The sequence below is a fragment of the Arenibacter certesii DSM 19833 genome, from assembly GCF_000429545.1.
Taxonomy (GTDB): domain Bacteria; phylum Bacteroidota; class Bacteroidia; order Flavobacteriales; family Flavobacteriaceae; genus Arenibacter; species Arenibacter certesii.
The window spans coordinates 73,446-93,866 of sequence record NZ_AUCB01000016.1; the positions used below are offsets into that span (position 1 = coordinate 73,446).

A 20,421-nucleotide genomic window follows, 5' to 3' on the forward strand; every position below is an offset into this window, starting at 1 on the left:
CTTCGAGATTATTAAATACGTCTATTTTTCGACTAATTGAAAGCCAGAGTCAGCTATTAAAAATTTTTTTTGACCATTAAAATGTCCCATTCCTCTAGCCTTAATGATTAAAATATTCCTTTGCCATTTATTCTGTTCATTTACATTGCTTAAATCAATCCAATTATCCGCGAGGGAGGAAACTGCTTCCACTGTAGTGTCTGAATAAAAATTTTCCTTATTTTGGGTTAGGGAGGTAAACAATGCATTGACCTCATTAACTTTTAACATATCCATTAACCGAACAAGCATGGCCCTCACTTCGCTAGAATTGCCTACAGTTATAAGACTGCTTATTGGATCGATTATAACGGTTTTTGGTTTAAATTCTGCCATAAGTTTATGTAATGTAAGTAAGTGCATTTCCAGACCTTGCAACGATGGCCTTGAAGAATGGATATGCAATAGATTATCATTGACCTGAGATCTTAAATCCAACCCAATGGTCAACAAATTCCGAATAAGTTGCTCCGGAGATTCCTCAAAAGAAAAATAAAGCACTGGTTCCTTTCTATGGCAACTGGCAAGCGCAAAATAGGAAGCCAAAATTGTTTTGGCGGTTCCCGCCGTTCCGGTTATTAGTGTACTACTACCTTTATAAATTCCTCTTTTGGCAAATAAATTATCAATGGCCGGCAAATTGAAGGAAATAAGCTCTGATGGAGATTTATAATCTAATTTTAGGGAAGTAACAGGAAGTACAGAAATCCCATCCTCGTCTATTAAAAAGGGATATTCATTTGTACCATGGGTAGAGCCCCTATATTTCACTATCCGTAATCTTCTAGTCGCAATTTGATCGATTATCCTAAAATCCAATAAAATAACACAGTCTGATACATATTCTTCCAGTCCGTGCCTGGTAAGGGATCCTTCACCCCTTTCCCCAGTTATAATGGCAGTTACTCCTTTATCTTTTAACCATTGAAATAATCGTCTTATTTCAGAGCGCAACCACACACTGTTTTCCATGCCCGTAAAAAGGGATTCTACCGTATCTAGTACTACCCTTTTGGCACCAATGGAATCTATGGCATAATTCAGTCTAATAAATAGAGCTTCTAGATCATATTCTCCCGTTTCTTCTATTTCTGAACGTTCTATCCGAACATGATCTACTTTTAACTTTTTTTGCTTCTTTAGCTCTTCCAAATCAAAACCTAAAGACCGTACATTCTGGGACAGATCAGCAGAGGTTTCTTCAAAACTCATAAAAACTCCCGGTTCATTTTCCTCTAGAATACCTTTTACCAAAAACTGCATGGCAAACAAGGTTTTGCCACAGCCGGCGCTACCGCATATTAGAACAGGTCTGTTCTTAGGGAAGCCCCCATTTGTAATTTCGTCCAATCCACTTATTCCTGTAGATGTTTTAGGGAACACTTTGATTTGATCATGAATCATTAAAAAAGAAATTTATGTTTATAGTATCCTTAATTAATCGATTAAAATATACATTTTAATCGATTAATTAAGGATTAGAATTAAATATTATACAACCAACATATACTGCGCCTATTATATTGTTAGCTTATACAGATACCCATGGTTGATTATAAACCCACAGTGAAAGGAAGAATTAAAATTGCATTCATTTTGAAGTTTAATATGAAGGCCAAGTTACTATATATTATTACACTTTCAATATCAAGGATAATTCTCTAAAGATATTGGCCCAGTTATTCAGGATTACTTTAAGCCCGGTGCCGTAATAACAGCACCGAAAAACCAAAATTAAAATACGTGCGCTTTGCTTCTAAGCTCCAACTTTTTTTAAATAAATCCTCACAGGTGTTAGCACGAGATTATATGTATGTTGCAAACTGTATTTTTATAATTCTCAAATATAGATTTTCAGTCTATTACCTGTGGACGCTATCCATAATATTAGTAGTACAAAACCACATTTATTACTCATGGGCGACAACAATAGGAGGACAAGGAAGTTAAAATACTGACATAAATAAAGAGCCTTAATTATTATTTAATTAAGGCTCTTTTACCATGATCTTTATCCTACAGCAATTTTTACTGCAGATTTTCCAAACTCTTCGTCAGTGTTTCAATTTTGGCAATAGCATCTGCCTCTTTTTTACGTTCAATGGATATTACCTGTTCTGGAGCATTGTTAACAAACCTTTCATTGGATAGTTTCTTTTGCACGGAAACCAAAAAGCCCTTGGTATACTTTAGTTCATCTTGCAGCTTAACGATCTCTGCTTCTACATCTATTGCCCCGGACATAGGAATGAAGTATTCGTTGGATTTCACCCTAAAGGTAAGTGCACCATCCACAGAGGAGTCTACATAAGCTATTTGGGAGACATTGGTGAGTTTTGCAATTACCACATCCCATTCCTTGCTAATATTTCCTTCGTTTAATACAGAAAGCTCCAAAGATTCCTTCATAGGAATATTCTTTTCCTTACGAATAGTTCTAATACCCGAAACCACTTCAGAAGCAAAATCAAAGCCCGCAATCAGATCTTCGTCAACAGCCTGCACTTCTGGCCATTTTGCAACTACAAGTGCCTCTTCTGGGCTACGCTTGGTAATATGTTGCCATACCTCTTCTGTAAGGAAAGGCATAAACGGGTGTAACAATTTAAGGTTACCTTCAAAAATCTGGATTACGGCATCAAAGGTGGTGCGATCTATCGGTTGTTGGTACGCCGGCTTAATAATTTCTAACAACCAAGAACTATAGTCGTCCCAAATTAATTTATATATCGCCATTAAGGCATCGGAAATACGATATTTACTAAAGTGGTCTTCAATTTCCACCAATGCTTTATTAAACTTAGCGGTATACCATTCAATACCAAGCTTTGACGCTTCTGGTTGCGGCAGATCAGCAACCTCCCAACCCTTTAGTAATCGGAAACCATTCCATATTTTATTGGCAAAGTTTTTTCCTTGCTGGCAAAGCGCCTCATCAAACATAAGATCGTTTCCAGCTGCCGAGCTCAACAAGAGCCCCACGCGCACTCCATCGGCACCATAATCCTTAATCAACTGTAAGGCATCTGGTGAATTCCCTAGGGATTTAGACATTTTACGGCGTTGTTTATCACGCACCAAACCAGTAAGGTATACATTTTGGAATGGCCTCTCATCCCGATATTCATATCCGGATACAATCATTCTGGCCACCCAAAAGAATAAAATATCTGGACCGGTCACCAAGTCATTGGTAGGATAGTAATAATTTACCTCCTCATTATCTGGTTCTAAAATACCATTAAACACACTAATTGGCCATATCCATGAGGAAAACCAAGTATCCAAAGCATCTTCATCCTGTCTTAACGCTTCTACGGTTAAATTTGGATTTCCAGATTTTTTCTTTGCCAATGCTAACGCTAGCTCTTTACTTTCCGCTACCACAAAATCGTCCTGCCCATCTCCAAAATAGTAAGCCGGAATCTGCTGTCCCCACCATAACTGTCTAGAAATATTCCAGTCCCGGATATTTTCCATCCAATGGCGATAGGTATTCTCAAATTTCTTAGGGAACAACTTCACCTCTTTATCCTCCAATACCGCTTTTATAGCAGGCTTGGCCAAATCTTCCATACGCAGAAACCACTGATCAGATAATCTTGGTTCTATCACCGCTTTGGTCCTCTCCGAGGTTCCTACCTTATTTAGGTGATTCTCCGTTTTAACTAAAAAGCCCTTCTCTTCCAATTCCTTGGTAATGGCTTTGCGCACTACAAAACGATCCTGACCTTCATAGTGTAGGCCATAACTATTTAAAGTGGCATCCTCGTTAAAAATATCTATAGTCTCTAGATTGTGCTTATCCCCTAATTCCTTATCATTTACATCATGTGCCGGTGTCACTTTAAGACAGCCCGTACCAAATTCAACATCTACATATTCATCCTCTATAATAGGAATTACCCTATTGCAGATTGGTACTATTGCCTTTTTCCCTCTTAAATGGGCATAGCGCTCATCGTTAGGGTTAATACAAATTGCAGTATCCCCTAGAATGGTTTCGGGCCTGGTGGTCGCAATGGTTAAAGTATCCTCCGAACCCTGTATCTTGTAAGACAGATAATACAATAAGCCTTGTCTTTCTTCATAGATTACTTCTTCATCGGACAAAGTGGTCTTTGCTTCAGGATCCCAGTTAACCATTCGGTAACCCCTATAAATAAGACCTTTATTAAATAAATCTACAAAAACCTTGATCACGGAGGCTGACATATTGGCATCCATTGTAAACTTAGTTCGATCCCAGTCACAGGAACAGCCTAGCTTTTTTAGTTGTTCCAAGATAACACCTCCGTATTCGTGGGTCCAGTCCCAGGCATGCCCAAGGAACTCTTCCCTACTAAGGTCTTTTTTCTCTATCCCTTGTTCTTTTAGTTTCGCTACTACTTTAGCTTCGGTAGCAATGGAGGCATGGTCTGTTCCCGGCACCCAGCAGGCGTTCTTCCCCATTAAACGGGCTCTACGTATCAAGACATCCTGAATAGTATTGTTAAGCATATGCCCCATATGTAATACCCCTGTAACATTTGGAGGCGGAATAACTATGGTGTACGGCTCTCTTTCATCCGGCTCGGAATGAAAGTAATTATGCTTGATCCAATAGTCGTACCACTGACCTTCTATGGTCTGCGGGTCGTATTTTGAAGGTATTCCCATTTTTTGGAACAGTTTTTGTTACCCTAATAGGGCGATTACTAAATGATTACTATTTTAATGTTACTTGAGGTAGTCCTATGGTTTTTTGCCGAGTTAGAAATACGAAACAAAAATAAGTAACGTTATTACATAACAAAAGAATTTCTGAGGTTCATTAAAAACATTTACTTTTGAAATTCACCCAAAACTAAAAATGATGAAAAAATTACTACTAGTTTTATTTATTGGTCTATTAGGATTTGGCCTAACCGCTCAAGAAAATGGAGCAAAGATTAAATTTAAGTCAGACACCGTAGATTACGGAGAAATTGCAAAAGGCAGTGATGGCTTAAGAGTTTTTGAATTCACCAATACCGGAAACGCACCTCTAATAATAAGCAAGGTAAGCTCTACTTGTGGATGTACAATTCCAAAAAAGCCCGAAGCACCTATCTTACCTGGAAAAACAGGAGAGATCCAAGTGAAATATGACACTAATAGAGTTGGTCCCATTAGAAAAGCCATTACGGTCATTTCCAATGCAGACACCCCAACAGTAGTATTAAAATTAAAAGGGGAGATTAAGGCGGAACCAGGCAAGTAAAAAAACCTACAATAACTTTCCTAAAACTTGTTCTTTGGATAATTTAATCCACAGAACAAGTTTTTTTTTATTTAAACATCTTTTTAAGCACGTAGGATACCGTTACATCGCTTCCTAAACGACCTACTTGAACCTTAACCCACTTCCCCTCCTTTTCATTCAGCATTTTTAGGATTTCCTGTAGTTCATAATTATGGATTTTTTTACCGTTAACAGCCAAAATAATATCCCCTTCACGCAACCCAGCTTCATGTCCGGGACTTCCCGCACGTATTCCGGATACAATTATTTCTGGAACTACAGTTAGTCGGGTCTTATCTTCGAAAAGAATTTGAACAGTGCCAAAAGAATCGCCCTTTTCTATAGCAACGCCTCTAGCATCGGCAATACGCTCAGAAATAAAGCGCATACCGTTATGTTGCAGATCTATTCCACTAAGATTATAATTAAAGGGATCGTTGAACATACGGTTCTTACGGAGACTAATTGTACCGGCACCGTAGTTATATATAGCTGTAAACCTTTTTAGGACTTCCCCTCCCAAGCTACCGTTTCTCTCCCCTAAACTACTAATGGCACTAAAATATTCCATATCTGGAAAGGCGGTCTTGGCCTCGTTCAATTGGAAGTTGCCCAGAACAAGTCCTTTTATCTTAGTCCTTTTTCCATAAACCGCTCCGCTTAATCCTTGCCCTAAAAAATCTTCGTAATGATTTAGTGGTACGTTCAGCCCTCTTTCCTCATCTGAAAACAACCAAAGCGCATCAGAACTACCAGAATCTACCAATAGTCTAACGGGAATATTTTGATTGTCATCCATAACCACCTTTCCTTCCAAATAGGCTTTATTTTTTTCAATGAGCAGTGGCAAAGTTTGTATTTTGGTAGATTTCTTAGGCTTATATTGATGCGGGTCGTATAGTTTAATTATTTGTGAAGCGTAATTAATGGACACCACAAAATCACGGAACAAGTCATAACCTATAATTCCGTGCACCACTACCCCTAATCTGGGGGAAAAGTTAAGTGCTCTATCCATCACCACGTACAATAATTGCTTATTGTTCCTAGTGTTCCCAATTTGAAAGGTATTATTGGAAGATTTTAATGCCTTTATCGGATCTCCGTTCCCCAGCCCCCTAATGGTCACCTCTGTTACATCATTAATCTGTATGGAATCTTGATCGGAGATATTAAAAAGAATGGGATTATTTACTCCGGAATCCAATATAAAGGAAAGTTTTGCCCCATTTACATCCACGGGAATAAGAATGAGGTTGTTTACGAGTTTAAATTTTACCTTTTCATATTTTTTACCGTGAGGCAAAGTGTATTGTTGGGCACATAAGAAAACTGGTAAACAAAAAAGCAAAAACCAAGAACGTTTAATGAAGGGGTTCATGTCTTTTCGTTTTAATCCATTCTATTAAATTTACGATTTTATCAGCAGTTTTCCTCCTTATTTAACAGTTCTAAAGGACAGAAAACAACTTGCAACGCTAAACTATAGGCACAGTGCATATTTCCAGATCAGTTTTTCCGATGCAACCTTTCTATTAGAAACTCATTATGTTATACTGATGAGCCTATTTAAGTGAGCACGTAATGAGAAAGCTTTAATGACAGTTATTTTAAAAACAATTTAGATTAAAATTTATATGATTCTATTGTTTTCTCCACCCCTATTTCTCATTTTTGTGTAAAATATAATACATATGCCATCAATTTCGAACAAAGGTCTATCCATGCCCGAGTCCCCTATAAGAAAATTAGTCCCCTATGCCGAGGCGGCAAAGGAGAGAGGGATAGAGGTAATACACCTCAACATTGGACAACCAGACATTAAAACCCCTCAAATTGCCTTAGACGCTGTAAAAAATAACGATCTAGAAATATTGGCTTATAGCCGAACAGAAGGCTCCGAGGCGTATCGTCAAAAGATAGCAAAGTATTATGCCAAGAACGATATTGATGTTACGGCATCACAAATTATAGTGACAACTGGTGGCTCCGAAGCGCTGGCTTTTGCCATGAACACTATTGCGGATATGGGAGATGAGATTATTATCCCCGAACCATTTTATGCCAACTACAATGGTTTTGCAACCGCTTCTGGTCTTAACGTGGTACCGGTAACGTCATATATAGAAGATAATTTTGCCCTTCCGCCCATAGAGGAGTTCGAAAAATTAATTACAACTCGCACACGCGCCATCCTTATTTGCAATCCTGGAAATCCCACAGGATACCTATACAGTAAGGAAGAAATAAAAAAATTAGCGGCCATTGTAAAAAAGCACGACCTTTTCCTAGTAGCCGATGAAGTTTACCGTGAATTTACGTATGAAGGGCGGGAGCATTATTCCATATTACAGGAGGCAGGATTGGAAAAGCATGCCATAGTAGTAGATTCCGTATCCAAAAGATATAGCATGTGTGGTGCAAGAATAGGATGTTTGGTATCCAAAAATAAAGAAGTGATACAAACCGCCCTTAAATTTGCACAAGCACGGTTATCTCCCCCTACTTACGCACAGATAGCGAGTGAGGCTGCATTGGAGACTCCCCAGCGCTATTTTGATGCTGTAAAGGAAGAGTACGTTTCCCGAAGGGATCTGCTGATAACCGAACTAAACAAAATAGAGGGAATAAAAGTGGGTAATCCACAAGGCGCATTTTATTGTATTGTTGAATTACCTATTAAAAACGCTGATAAATTTGCCCAATGGCTTTTGGAAAGCTTTAATACCAATGGTGCAACCGTAATGGTGGCTCCCGCAGCAGGCTTTTATGCCACAGAAGGCCTAGGGCTTAATCAAGTAAGGATTGCTTATGTTCTGGAAAAAGAAGAGATTAAAAAAGCCGTACATATTCTAGGTGAGGCTTTAAAGGTGTACAACGATTAATGATCATCCAAGAGAACATTTCTTTAAAAAAATATAATACTTTCGGGATTGAGGCGAAAGCAAAATATTTTTGTGAAATTAAATCGGTCAGTGATTTAAGAGCGGCATTGACCTTAGATGGCTATCCTGATTTATTTATTCTAGGTGGCGGCAGTAACATGCTAATTACCCAAGACCTAAATTACCTAGTGCTCTATATAAATATAAAGGGAATTACTACTGTATGGGAAGATGAGGACCATATCTGCATAGCGGTAAATGCAGGTGAGAATTGGCACGGTTTGGTATTATGGACCCTAAAGCACAACTATGGCGGTTTGGAAAACCTCTCCTTAATTCCTGGTAATTCTGGTACCGCCCCTATACAAAATATTGGCGCTTATGGCGTGGAGCTAAAAGATACCTTCGTTAGTTGTAAAGCAATAGAAATAGCTACTCAAAAACTTCATCAGTTTAGTAAGGACGATTGTAAATTTGGATATAGGGAATCCTTTTTTAAAAATGAAGGTAAAGGCAAGTATATTATTACTTCCATACAGCTTAAACTCACAAAAAGAAATCACCGGAAGCATATGGATTACGGAGCCATTGCATCGGAATTAGACAAACAGGGAATTATAGATCCCAGCATCCAGGACATCTCCAATGCTGTGGTCGCTATAAGGCAAAGCAAACTTCCAAACCCAGAAGAGCTTGGCAATAGCGGGAGTTTCTTTAAAAATCCCGTATTAAACACAAAAGATTTTCAATCATTCATCAGCAACCATCCGGAGGCTCCCTTTTACAAAGTATCAGAAACAGAATTTAAGGTACCTGCAGGTTGGTTAATAGAAAAAAGCGGCTTTAAGGGCAAAAGATATGGAGATGCTGGAATTCACAAAAATCAAGCCTTAGTCTTGGTCAACTATGGCAATGCTACAGGCACTGAGATCATGGTTATGGCAGAGCACATAATGGCCACGGTTTACAAGAACTTTAAAATCGTTATCAACCCAGAAGTTAATATAATAAAATAGCCCCTGCAAAAAAACAGGGGCCATACCAAACCAAACTAACCAAATTAAAATGTACAGTTACCAGCTGTACATTTTTCCTATAACTATTTTATAAACGCCATCTTTAACAATCAATTAAATATTTTAGCGTTTCTTTATATACGGGGAAAATATCGTCTTGGATGATTTATACTTCATTTTTTTTAATCTTTGCATAATATGAGCATCTTATTAGAAAATCATATTGTAGAGCTTCTTTTGGAACGGAATGACAAAGCCATGTCATTGCTGTATGAACATTACGGAGATACCTTGCTTGGTGTTGCCTTTAAAGTTGTCAGAAATGAGGAATTAGCCCAAGATGTACTTCAAGAAAGTTTCATGAAAATATGGAAAAACTCAGATCGTTACGACCCCAACAAAGCTAAATTATTTACATGGCTATTTCGGATCGTGCGCAATACGTCCATTGATAAATTACGAAGTGTAAATACCAAATCCGATAAGGAGATCCAAATAGATGTTTCGGACGTATATAAATTAGGAACTGAAGGAGTTAATCCAGAATTGATGGATGTTCAGGACAATTTGGATAAGCTTGATGATAAATACCAAATAGTTTTAGATGCCTTATTTTTTCAGGGGATGACCCAACAGGAAGCTAGTGATGAATTGAATATACCTTTAGGCACCATTAAATCCAGATTAAAAATTGGATTAAGGGAACTAAGGAAAATATACGGATCAGTTCTACTGCTTACCAGTATGTTATATATTTTTTAAACCAAAGCATCTTATCAGATTAGGCCATATTCTTATGGTTGACAATTGCAACAACCTATTCAGTTGAGAAGCACTGTAAAGTACAAAGCGATGAATGATAAAATAAAAAACTTTTTAGACACGGACCTACTAGAACAATATCTTGTGGGAACCACCTCCCAGGAGGAAACACTACAGGTAGAGCGTTATATTGCGATTTATCCCGAAGTGAGAAAAACGTATATGGAACTTCAAGAGAACCTGGAGATGTATGCCAAACAACATGCTATAAAAACGCCAGATGGGCTAAAAGATCGAATATTAAATGAGGTTAAAAAAGAGAAAAAAGGCCGCAGAAAGTTTTATATGTATGCGGTTGCAGCAAGCTTTACGGCTTTAATCTTCGCAGGAGCCTCCTTTACTTTTTGGAATCAAAACCAGAGCCTACAGGAAGAGAATGTTATGGTAAATAACAAAATAGAATCCCTGGAAGAAAATATGCGCATACAATTAGAGGATGTACGCAACCAGTTTATTGTACTCCACAATCCTAAAACAAAAAAGCTCACCGTAAAGGGCAATAACAAAGCCAAGGAACTAAAAGCGGTAGCCTATATCAATCCAGTAAAAAAACTGTCCTACATCAATGTCAGCAAGCTGCCAAATCTACCAGAGGATCAATGTTACCAAATGTGGGCAGAAGTAAATGGGGAAATGATAAACTTGGGGATCATAAAAGAAGCCACTGATAGCGAAAAGCTAATGGCGCTACCTTATGGTGAAAATGCAATGGGATACATCACCATAGAGAGCAAGGGTGGCAACAGTTCTCCCACTATAGAGAATATAGTAGCCAATATCCGCTACTAAAACAATCTTTAAACTAATCCCAATCTTTCTTGGGTAGCTTATTAATTTCATATCTTTGTAGAAATTTAACGCAAGGATATGAAATTAGCACTTTTAACCATTGGCTTACTGGCACTTGCATTTGCCGGCATCGCATTAAAAATATGGTCAAAAAAAGACGGTAAATTTGCAGGAACCTGCGCAAGTCAAAGTCCATTTTTAAACAAAGAAGGGGAAGCTTGTGGCTATTGCGGAAAGCTACCAACGGAACAGGATTGCAAAAAAGAAGACATAGCTTCATAGTTTACTTCTTTTAACCCCCAATTTTTTACCCCATATTTTGGAAAAGACAGACGAATCCCTAACTAATCTTATCGAAAAGGCCAAATTAGGAAACCAGATTGCATTTAGTGCACTATTGAATCATTTTTGGAACGATGTATATGGTTTTCAGCTCATTAGAACCCAGAATGAAAATGACGCTGAGGATATCACTATTCAGACCTTTTCCCAAGCATTTGACAAGATCCATACCTTTGACAACTCTTATAAGTTTAAGACTTGGCTCATCGCCATTTCCAAAAATTTACACGTAGATCTAATCCGAAAGAGAAAGAGAAACGTTCTACAAGGAAGTGAAAGCGGTAACACGGAAGCAATAAAAAAAGTTTTGGACGATGCTCCTTCTATTGAGGACAGTCTTATTACAGAACAAAACTTAGCTGCACTATTAGGGTATATAAAAAAATTAAAACCTCATTATCAAGAGGTAATAAATCTTAGGTACTTTCAGGAACTTGCCTACGCCGAAATAGCGGAAAGATTGGGAGAACCGATCAACAATGTAAAAGTTAAGCTTTTAAGGGCTAAAAAGCTTTTGGCGGAAATCATAAAAAACCAGAAATCCGATTAGGTACTTTACCAACAAACTGTCTTTTAAACCCCTTCATTTCGTATATTTACAACTTAGCATATTAGGATATAATGAGCACAGAAACTATAGATAGCGTAATCCCTCCAAAAGGCAAACCCAAATGGTTAAGGGTTAAACTACCCACAGGAAAGAAATATACCCAATTAAGAGGATTGGTAGACAAATACAACCTAAACACAATTTGCACCTCCGGTAGCTGCCCAAATATGGGAGAATGCTGGGGAGAAGGCACCGCCACTTTTATGATATTAGGTAATATCTGCACCCGATCCTGCGGATTTTGTGGTGTTAAAACTGGTAGACCGGAAGATATTGATTGGGAAGAACCGGAAAAAGTTGCTAGATCCATTAAAATTATGGGGATTAAGCATGCCGTTATTACCTCTGTAGACCGGGACGACATAAAGGACATGGGATCCATTATCTGGGGCGAGACGGTTAAAGCGATTAGGAGGATGAATCCTACCACTACCCTAGAAACACTTATTCCTGATTTTCAAGGGATTGAAACCCACTTAGATCGTATCTTAGCGGTACGGCCCGAAGTTATCTCCCACAACATGGAAACCGTTAAAAGGTTAACTAGGGAAGTCCGTATCCAAGCAAAATATGAACGCAGCCTAGGAGTGCTTTCCTACCTAAAGAAAAATGGTGCCCACCGAACCAAATCCGGGATTATGTTAGGATTGGGTGAAATGGAAGAGGAGGTAATTACCACCATGAAAGACCTTAGGGCCGCCGATGTTGATGTAGTAACTATAGGACAGTATCTACAACCGTCCAAAAGGCATTTACCTGTAAAGGAATATATATTACCGGACCAATTCAAAAAATATGAGGAAATAGGTTTAGAATTAGGATTTAGACATGTAGAAAGTGGAGCGTTGGTACGTTCATCGTACAAAGCCCACAAACACATTTTATAGAAAGATAGCCCCCAATCTCCTATATATATTTAATGGACGTTATCCGCATATGAACCGGATATAATGGCTTACCAATTTTATGACACAGACAACGATAGGCATAAACGGCTTCGGAAGAATTGGTCGAACCCTTTTTAGGCTTCTTAGCCAACAGCCTCATTTAAAGGTGGTTGCAATAAATGATTTAGCCGATGCAACTACCTTGGCCCACTTATTAAAATACGATAGTATTCACGGGGTATCGCCATTAAAGATCTCCCATACCAAGAACAGTATTTTAGTGGAGGACAATGAGGTAGCACTTTTAAACCACAGATCACCAGAAAACATTCCATGGTCGGACTACGGGGTAGATATTGTCGTGGAAGCTACTGGCAAGTTTAAAGACGCCCTCAATTTAAACTATCATTTAAAAAACGGAGCAAAGAAGGTGATTTTATCGGTACCACCTGCTGATGATGATATAAAGATGATCGTTTTTGGAATAAATCACGAGACCTTGACCTCTGAGGACCATATTATTTCGAATGCTTCTTGCACTACCAATAATGCGGCGCCAATGATAAAGGTTATCCAAGATTTATGTGGTATAGAACAAGCGTACATCACCACCATTCATTCTTACACCTCGGACCAAAGTCTGCATGACCAACCTCATAAAGACTTGAGACGGGCAAGAGCGGCCGCCCAGTCCATTGTACCCACTACCACCGGTGCAGCCAAGGCGCTTACCAGAATATTTCCAGAACTTGCAGATGTTATTGGAGGTTGTGGTATACGGGTACCGGTTCCTAATGGATCCCTTACAGATATCACTTTCAATGTAAGAAAAGACACAAGTATTGAGGAAATTAACAGTGCATTTAAAGATGTTTCACAAAAACAATTTAAAAATATCCTATATTACACAAATGATCCAATAGTTTCTATTGACATCAACAATAGTTGTTATTCTTGTACGTTTGATTCTTTGATGACTTCGGTAATTGGAAAAATGGTCAAGATTATTGGATGGTACGATAATGAGACTGGATACAGCTCCAGGATTGTAGATCTAATTAATTATTTAACAGCTAAAAAATACGTTTGAGAGTCATTTTATCACATAAAGAAATAACAAAATTTAGCATAGGTTGTGTTTTAGCAATGTTAATGTTATTTAGTTATGGCTACTCTCAAGAAATCGCTCCACCCGAATCCAATGTGGATATTCTCTTTGAGAAAGCAAGGGATTCCCGCAATAAAAATAAAATAAACCTGTCGTTAGAATATCTCAATGCCGCAATGGACATAGCGGCAAAAGAAAAGAACAATAAGGCCCTTATAGATTGTTACCATAAATTTTCCATTATTTATCTAAAAATGGAAAGGGAAGATACTGCAGAATTCTATTGGGACAGAGCCAAATCTCTCTTAAAAAGCACCTCCTATCCCTATGGCAAAGCCATGCAAAAATACATAGAGGCTATAATCGCTTTCCATGACCAAAAAAATTTCTTGGCCATCTCTATGTTAAACGAAGCCAAACAATTAAACAACGATCGAAATTTACTGAACAACATTTTATTTGTTGAGGGCGAAATTTTTTTAAAGCTGGAGAAACTGGCAAGCGCAGAGAAAAACTTCAACTCCCTAATAGTTAATACGGACATTTTTGAACAGGCTTACCTAGCAGTCAACGCACATCTCAAATTAGCAGAACTACATATCATCACTTCAGATTTGGAAAGTGCTGTTGCCGATGCAGAAATTGCATTGAGAATAGCCAAGGCCAACGGTTTTGTTAAGGAAGAGTTAATTGCCAATCAATTGCTTTCCAGTTCCAATGCGGCACTTGGTCTTTATGAACCTGCCCTTACCTATAACCAGAATATACTTCAGATAAAAGATTCTATTTTTACTATAGAGAAAATCCTTATTGAAAGCCAGACCTCCGATAGGGTCCAGACCGATTTTATGAAGGATGAAATAGCACGGCAAGATACCAGAATAACGGAATTAAGCGAATCTAAAAGCAGGTCTGAGATTACTGCTATCCTAACTTCGGCATTTTTAACCATTATTTCTATCCTTGCGGTTGCCCTATATAGGAACAATCAAATAAAACTACGGACCAACGATCTTTTACAAGTTAAAAACGAAGAATTAAAAGCCGCACGAGATGCAGCAGTATTGGCCATGGAAGCAAAGACCAACTTTCTTTCTACAGTGAGCCATGAGCTTAGAACACCGCTCTATGCGGTTACTGGATTAACCCATTTATTACTGGAAGAAAATCCCAGTGAAAACCAAAAAGAACATTTAAATTCTTTAAAGTTCTCTGGAGAATATCTATTGAATTTCATCAATGATATTCTGCAGATTAATAAGATCGATGCAGAGAAATTAGAAATCCATCAAATTAGTTTCAGCCTTAAAAAAATTCTGTCGGAGGTCATCAACTCATTACAACAAAGCGCTAAGCAAAACAAAACAAGGGTCATACTGCAGTATGACGAATCTATTCCTCAACATCTACTGGGTGATCCTCTAAAATTATCCCAAATATTTATCAACCTTATCGGCAATGCTATAAAATTCACCAAAAACGGAGAGGTAACCGTCATTGCTAAGATGACCGAAATGGTAAATGAAAATATCAATATCTACTTTGAGGTAAAAGATACCGGAATAGGCATCGATTTGGATCAGCAGCGAGACATCTTCGATAGCTTTGAACAAGGATCTATTCAGATCAACAGAGAATATGGCGGAACCGGATTGGGACTTACCATTGTAAAAAGTCTATTGGGCCTGTTTGGCAGTACCATTGAATTAAAAAGTGAATTGGGCAAGGGCAGTTCCTTCTTCTTTAATCTAGCATTAAAAAGCAAGGATGATATTGAGGACGACCTTTTATTTGAAGTCACTGACGAAGAATATGACTTATCTGGCCTGCATTTATTAGTGGTAGAAGACAATAAAATCAACCAGGTAATCACCAAGAAAATGTTAGACAAAAAGGAGATTACCTGTGATATTGCTAGCAATGGTCTAGAAGCTGTAGCAATGGTAAGGAAAACCGAATATGACGGAATCCTTATGGATATCCATATGCCCGGAATAAGTGGGGAAGAAGCTACTATAGAAATTAGAAAATTCAACCGATTTATTCCTATCATCGCACTTACTGCAATTTCTTTAGATGATAGTATGGAAAGTTTTTATGCCGCAGGTTGCAATGATGTAGTAACCAAGCCTTTTAAACCAGAAGTGTTTTACCGAAAAATTGGTCAACACATAATAGGAACAAATAGACCTAAAGCAAAAGCTTAGGGTGCTCTTAATCTAAATTTAGACTCTTTATTAACTCGGTTTTTCCATTACTTAGGAACACATGTTTTATACCTATATAATACAACTCCCCTATTTTTCCGGACAACCTTACATAATCTTTCTCGGTAGTTAGGATAAGTTCTTTTGTTAAAAACATTTCAATCTCCCTATCACTAAAAAAGTGATGGTCCGAATACGATAAATGCTCAAACTCCAATCCATTTTCCCTTAAATAACGTACTAAGGGAGCGGGATCTGCAATACCGGTTACCAAGGTTACCTTTCTACCTTTTATTTCGCCCAAGGACATCTCCTCAGGACCTCCTTTAAGCTTAGGATCGTATTCCAGATAGCTAAACACCACCTTTTGGCCGCTTTTTGGATTTAACTTTTCACGGATGGATATCTGTTCTTTTTCCGATATATTTTTAGGGCATTTAGTAACCACTATGATATTGGCACGTTTGGCCTCTCCTTTACTATCCCTTAAGTTCCCCGTTGGCAAATACCAATCATCCACATATAACTTACCATAAGCGGTAAGCAGAACGTAGTAATCACATTTTACTTTTCTATGTTGAAAGGCATCGTCCAATAAAATAATATCTGGAGCCAAGGAGGCTTCCAAGGTGGTTATTCCATTTTGCCGATCCGCGTCTACAGCAACCGTAATTTCTGGAAATTTCTTGACTATCTGATAGGGTTCATCACCCAAATCCTCCACTTTTACCTGTGGATTGGCAAGCATAAAACCTTTAGATTTTCTACCATAACCCCTACTTAAGACCGCTATCTTTTTAGCGTCTTTTAAACTCCTAATTAAAAATTCGATCATCGGAGTCTTACCTGTTCCCCCTACACTTAGATTGCCTACACAAATGGTTTTGGTATCATAGGATTTGCCTTTAAATATGTTTTGGTCATATAAAAAGTTACGCAGATACACTATAAAAGCGTACATCAATGAAATGGGGAAAGCTAATCTTCGTAATAGTTGCATTGGAACGAAATTATAATATTTTTACCTTTGGAAGACTATAAAATTATAAAATGATCATAAAAGAAGTTATAGGGCACTTAGAGGAGCTGGCTCCTTTGGGCCAAGCGGAAGATTTTGACAATGTGGGCCTATTGGTGGGGGACGTCAACACCCCAGTAACGGGAATCTTGGTAACGCTAGACACGTTGGAGAATGTGGTTGACGAAGCCATAAGCAAAAATTGCAATCTTATTGTAAGTTTTCATCCCATAATATTTAGTGGCCTAAAAAAAATTACCGGCTCCAATTATGTAGAACGTGTAGTTTTAAAGGCGATTAGACACCACATTGCCATATACAGCATGCATACGGCCCTAGACAATAGCATCCAAGGGGTAAATGCAAAAATAATTGACGTATTGGGACTTCAGGATCCCCGAATCCTAATCCCAAAAAAAGGCACACTTAAAAAACTGACCACCTATATTCCCCACGCCAATGCAGAGCAACTTAGGCATGCACTTTACCAAGCTGGCGCAGGACACATTGGCAATTATAGTAATTGTAGTTTTACTCTAAAAGGTACGGGCAGTTACAAACCCAATGAGGGTTCCAATCCACATTTAGGAGAAATTGGAGAGACGCATTACGAACAGGAATCCCAGATAAATATTACCTACACCAAGGAAAAGGAATCAAAAATATTAGCAGCACTTTTTACTAATCACCCCTATGAGGAAGTAGCATATGAGATCCAAACCTTGGATAATAATAACCAATTTATGGGCATGGGAATGTACGGGAATTTGGAAAAACCGATGCCCGAGGAAGACTTTTTCGAGATTGTTAAGAAAAAAATGAATGTTTCCTGTATACGACACTCCCAATTTTTAGGAAAAAACGTCCATAAAATAGCCGTCTTAGGAGGCAGCGGATCTTTTGCTATATCGGCTGCAAAGGCTGTAAATGCTGATGTTTTCATTACCGCCGATTTAAAATACCATCAATTTTATGAAGCGGAAAACAAAATTATTCTTGCCGATATTGGCCACTATGAAACAGAGCAGTTTACAAAAAATCTCTTAGTTGACTATCTTACGAAAAAAATCCCTAATTTTGCAGTCTCTTTATCGGAGAGTTTAACAAATCCCATCAAGTATTTTTAAATATGGCAAAAAAGAAAGAAGCAACAGTAGAAGATAAGTTAAGAGCATTATACGATTTGCAATTAATAGATTCTAGAGTTGATGAGATAAGAAATGTAAGGGGCGAATTGCCTCTAGAAGTAGAAGATTTAGAAGATGAGGTTCTTGGTCTTAAAACAAGAATGGATAAGCTTAAGACCGATGTTGAGACCATCAACTACGAAATTACTGCCAAAAAGAACCTTATTGACGAAGCTAAGGTTTTAATGAAAAAGTATACCGAGCAGCAAAAGAATGTTCGTAACAGCAGGGAATTTAACTCACTTACCAAGGAAGTAGAGTACCAAGAGCTGGAAATACAATTGGCCGAAAAGAATATTAAGGAGTTTAAGGCTCAGATTGAGCAAAAGAAAGAAGTTATTTCCAGTACCAAAGAACGATTAGCCGAAAGGGAATCGCACTTAAAGCATAAGAAGAGCGAATTGAATGCCATCTTAGCGGAAACGGAAAAGGAAGAGAAAGCGCTTTTAGCCAAATCAGAAGAATACCAAACCCAGATCGAGGAAAGATTGGTTAAGGCTTACAAGAGAATCAGAAACAATGTTAAGAACGGATTAGCGATCGTTCCTATAGAAAGAGGTGCTTCCGGAGGATCTTTCTTTACCATCCCACCACAGGTGCAGGTAGAGATCGCATCTCGTAAAAAGATTATTAGCGATGAGCACAGTGGGAGAATTTTAGTAGACCCTGTCTTAGCTGAAGAGCAACAAGAGAAAATGAGAAAACTTTTCTCTAAATTGTAATAGCGATACTATTTACTAATATAAGAAGGCCATCTCCAACGAGATGGCCTTTTTTGCATTTTGTATATTGTTTATAAGGCCTAGAATGTACGGCAATATTTTATAGATTTTCTGACTTAGAAATAAGGTCCAGTATTTTGTTTTCCACTACTTCACTGTTCCAGATCTCCTCTATATTGGGCATTTTCATGATGTGCGCCATTATTTCTTCCTGGGCATCACCAAGGGCCAAAGCTTCTACATAGGGCCGGTCCGAAAAAGTAACCCTAGAGTATACTGGAAGCCACTTTTCTGGATGCTTTAAAGAGAAATGCTTTTCTATCTTCTTTTGTAGAATAAAATTGGCATCGGCAGTTTTACTGCTCATTTCCATAAAATTCCTGTAGCTAAGCTCTGCAATAGCATCTGCATTGGGCTTACGTTCCGTTTGATAGGTTTGGAAAATAGTCTCCCAATCATCCCCATGCTTGGCTATAATCTTGTTAAGCTCATAGATGTCCTCAAAACCAGCATTCATTCCCTGTCCGTAAAAGGGCACTACTGCATGGGCAGAATCGCCCACTAAAGCAACCTTATTCCAATACGTCCACGGAAAGCATTTCATGGTTACCATGGCACTGGTTGGATTTTTAAAGAAATCCAAGGTTACATCTTCTATTATTTGCGAAATACTGGGAAAATAGGTGTTAAAAAATTCCTTGACCTCATCTTTTGTGGTTAGGTTCTCAAAAGAAATCTCACCTTCAAAAGGGAGGAACAAGGTGCATGTAAAACTACCATCCAAATTAGGCATAGCTATAAACATAAACTTTCCCCTTGGCCAAATATGAAAGGAGTATTTATCCAATTTATGGGTTCCATCCTCATTGGCAGGTATAGTTAGCTCCTTATAGCCTACATCTATAAAATCTTGGGAATAATCAAACCTACTTCTTCGTTGCATCTTATGGCGCACCCTAGAAAAGGCACCATCACATCCAAAAACTATATCGTGTTTATACGCATCCCATTTCCCCTTGTCACTCTCACCAGTATATATTGTAGCTTCTGCCAAATCGATATCCCATACCTTTTCTTCAAAGCGAAAAATAGCACCATCTTCCTCTGCTAGGTCAATCATTCTTCTATTTAACACCCCTCTAGATATGGACCATATGGCCTCCTTCTCTTTCCCGTACTTTTGGTAATATTCTGGCTCCCCTACTAAGTGGATAGCACGCTTGTCCATAGGGATCCCCAATTCCTTAATAACCTCTTCTACCCCCACTTCCCGCAAGGCGTTCCAACCACGATCACTCATCGCTAAATTGATCGAGCGACCAGAGAACGCTACTTTTCTGATATCTGGGCGTCTATCATAAACTGTTATCTGATGTCCTAATTTCCTGAGATATATTGCCAGGAGAGAACCTACTAGTCCTGAACCGACAATGGCAATATTTTTCGGAGTTTGTATCATATATTTTAAAATAAGGGGAATAGAAATGGTTGAAAAATTAAAAATAATAAATTAATGTCAATTAGAG

17 protein-coding genes are annotated in these 20,421 nt (G+C 38.2%); 12 read left to right on the forward strand and 5 right to left on the reverse strand.

Going from position 1 to position 20,421, the window contains the following annotated elements; all coding sequences use genetic code 11:
• Nucleotides 1–21: 21 nt before the first annotated feature.
• Both kaiC and G466_RS0110025 read right to left on the reverse strand, forming a co-directional pair.
• On the reverse strand, nt 22–1,443 hold the full coding sequence (kaiC, locus tag G466_RS21755) for a circadian clock protein KaiC (RefSeq protein WP_034235276.1): 1,422 nt from the start codon (nt 1,441–1,443) through the stop codon (nt 22–24).
• A gap of 624 nt (nt 1,444–2,067) precedes the next feature.
• Nucleotides 2,068–4,698 carry a valine--tRNA ligase gene (locus G466_RS0110025; protein ID WP_026813540.1) on the reverse strand — a complete coding sequence of 877 codons (2,631 nt, stop codon included), beginning with the start codon at nt 4,696–4,698 and terminating at the stop codon, nt 2,068–2,070.
• Between the two features lie 196 nt (nt 4,699–4,894).
• Between G466_RS0110025 and G466_RS0110030 the strand changes: the two genes are divergently transcribed.
• Nucleotides 4,895–5,281, forward strand: coding sequence for a DUF1573 domain-containing protein (locus G466_RS0110030; protein ID WP_026813541.1), 387 nt, complete (start codon nt 4,895–4,897; stop codon nt 5,279–5,281).
• A 67-nt stretch (nt 5,282–5,348) separates the two neighbouring features.
• On the opposite strand, the gene G466_RS0110035 is transcribed toward G466_RS0110030, so the two are convergent.
• The gene (locus G466_RS0110035) at nt 5,349–6,683 is read right to left on the reverse strand and encodes an aspartyl protease family protein (protein WP_026813542.1); all 1,335 of its coding nucleotides are present in this window, start codon (nt 6,681–6,683) and stop codon (nt 5,349–5,351) included.
• A gap of 313 nt (nt 6,684–6,996) precedes the next feature.
• Here G466_RS0110035 and G466_RS0110040 point away from each other — a divergent pair, with 313 nt between their 5' ends.
• The 9 genes from G466_RS0110040 to G466_RS0110080 all read left to right on the forward strand — a co-directional run bounded on the left by G466_RS0110040 (nt 6,997) and on the right by G466_RS0110080 (nt 15,968).
• Nucleotides 6,997–8,187, forward strand: a complete 1,191-nt coding sequence (locus G466_RS0110040) for a pyridoxal phosphate-dependent aminotransferase (protein ID WP_026813543.1) — start codon at nt 6,997–6,999, stop codon at nt 8,185–8,187.
• Nucleotides 8,187–9,203, forward strand: coding sequence for a UDP-N-acetylmuramate dehydrogenase (murB, locus tag G466_RS0110045; protein WP_026813544.1), 1,017 nt, complete (start codon nt 8,187–8,189; stop codon nt 9,201–9,203). The genes G466_RS0110040 and murB overlap by 1 nt, the downstream gene beginning before the upstream one ends.
• 198 nt (nt 9,204–9,401) lie before the next feature.
• Nucleotides 9,402–9,965 (forward strand): RNA polymerase sigma factor, encoded by a 564-nt coding sequence (locus tag G466_RS0110050; RefSeq protein ID WP_026813545.1) that lies wholly within the window; start codon nt 9,402–9,404, stop codon nt 9,963–9,965.
• Nucleotides 9,966–10,055: 90 nt separating this feature from the next.
• Nucleotides 10,056–10,814: an anti-sigma factor gene (locus G466_RS0110055; protein ID WP_026813546.1), complete on the forward strand. Its 759-nt coding sequence runs from the start codon at nt 10,056–10,058 to the stop codon at nt 10,812–10,814.
• A 78-nt stretch (nt 10,815–10,892) separates the two neighbouring features.
• Nucleotides 10,893–11,096 carry a hypothetical protein gene (locus tag G466_RS0110060; RefSeq protein ID WP_026813547.1) on the forward strand — a complete coding sequence of 68 codons (204 nt, stop codon included), beginning with the start codon at nt 10,893–10,895 and terminating at the stop codon, nt 11,094–11,096.
• 37 nt (nt 11,097–11,133) lie between these two features.
• On the forward strand, nt 11,134–11,706 hold the full coding sequence (locus tag G466_RS0110065; RefSeq protein WP_026813548.1) for an RNA polymerase sigma factor: 573 nt from the start codon (nt 11,134–11,136) through the stop codon (nt 11,704–11,706).
• 71 nt (nt 11,707–11,777) lie between these two features.
• A complete protein-coding gene (gene lipA / locus G466_RS0110070; protein ID WP_026813549.1) occupies nt 11,778–12,653 on the forward strand; it encodes a lipoyl synthase in 876 nt (291 codons plus the stop codon).
• Between the two features lie 79 nt (nt 12,654–12,732).
• Nucleotides 12,733–13,743 carry a type I glyceraldehyde-3-phosphate dehydrogenase gene (gene gap, locus G466_RS0110075; protein WP_026813550.1) on the forward strand — a complete coding sequence of 337 codons (1,011 nt, stop codon included), beginning with the start codon at nt 12,733–12,735 and terminating at the stop codon, nt 13,741–13,743.
• Entirely contained in the window at nt 13,740–15,968 is a 2,229-nt protein-coding gene (locus G466_RS0110080; RefSeq protein ID WP_308427452.1) for an ATP-binding protein, read from the forward strand. The genes gap and G466_RS0110080 overlap by 4 nt, the downstream gene beginning before the upstream one ends.
• Before the next feature lie 7 nt (nt 15,969–15,975).
• On the opposite strand, the gene lpxK is transcribed toward G466_RS0110080, so the two are convergent.
• Complete coding sequence (gene lpxK / locus G466_RS0110085) at nt 15,976–16,968, reverse strand: tetraacyldisaccharide 4'-kinase (protein ID WP_026813552.1); 993 nt, start codon at nt 16,966–16,968, stop codon at nt 15,976–15,978.
• Nucleotides 16,969–17,018: 50 nt separating this feature from the next.
• Between lpxK and G466_RS0110090 the strand changes: the two genes are divergently transcribed.
• Both G466_RS0110090 and G466_RS0110095 read left to right on the forward strand, forming a co-directional pair.
• A complete protein-coding gene (locus G466_RS0110090) occupies nt 17,019–18,113 on the forward strand; it encodes a Nif3-like dinuclear metal center hexameric protein (RefSeq protein WP_026813553.1) in 1,095 nt (364 codons plus the stop codon).
• Between the two features lie 2 nt (nt 18,114–18,115).
• On the forward strand, nt 18,116–18,895 hold the full coding sequence (locus G466_RS0110095) for a zinc ribbon domain-containing protein (RefSeq protein ID WP_026813554.1): 780 nt from the start codon (nt 18,116–18,118) through the stop codon (nt 18,893–18,895).
• Nucleotides 18,896–18,995: 100 nt separating this feature from the next.
• Here G466_RS0110095 and G466_RS0110100 read toward each other — a convergent pair whose 3' ends face one another.
• A complete protein-coding gene (locus G466_RS0110100) occupies nt 18,996–20,354 on the reverse strand; it encodes an FAD-dependent oxidoreductase (RefSeq protein WP_026813555.1) in 1,359 nt (452 codons plus the stop codon).
• Nucleotides 20,355–20,421: the final 67 nt, after the last annotated feature.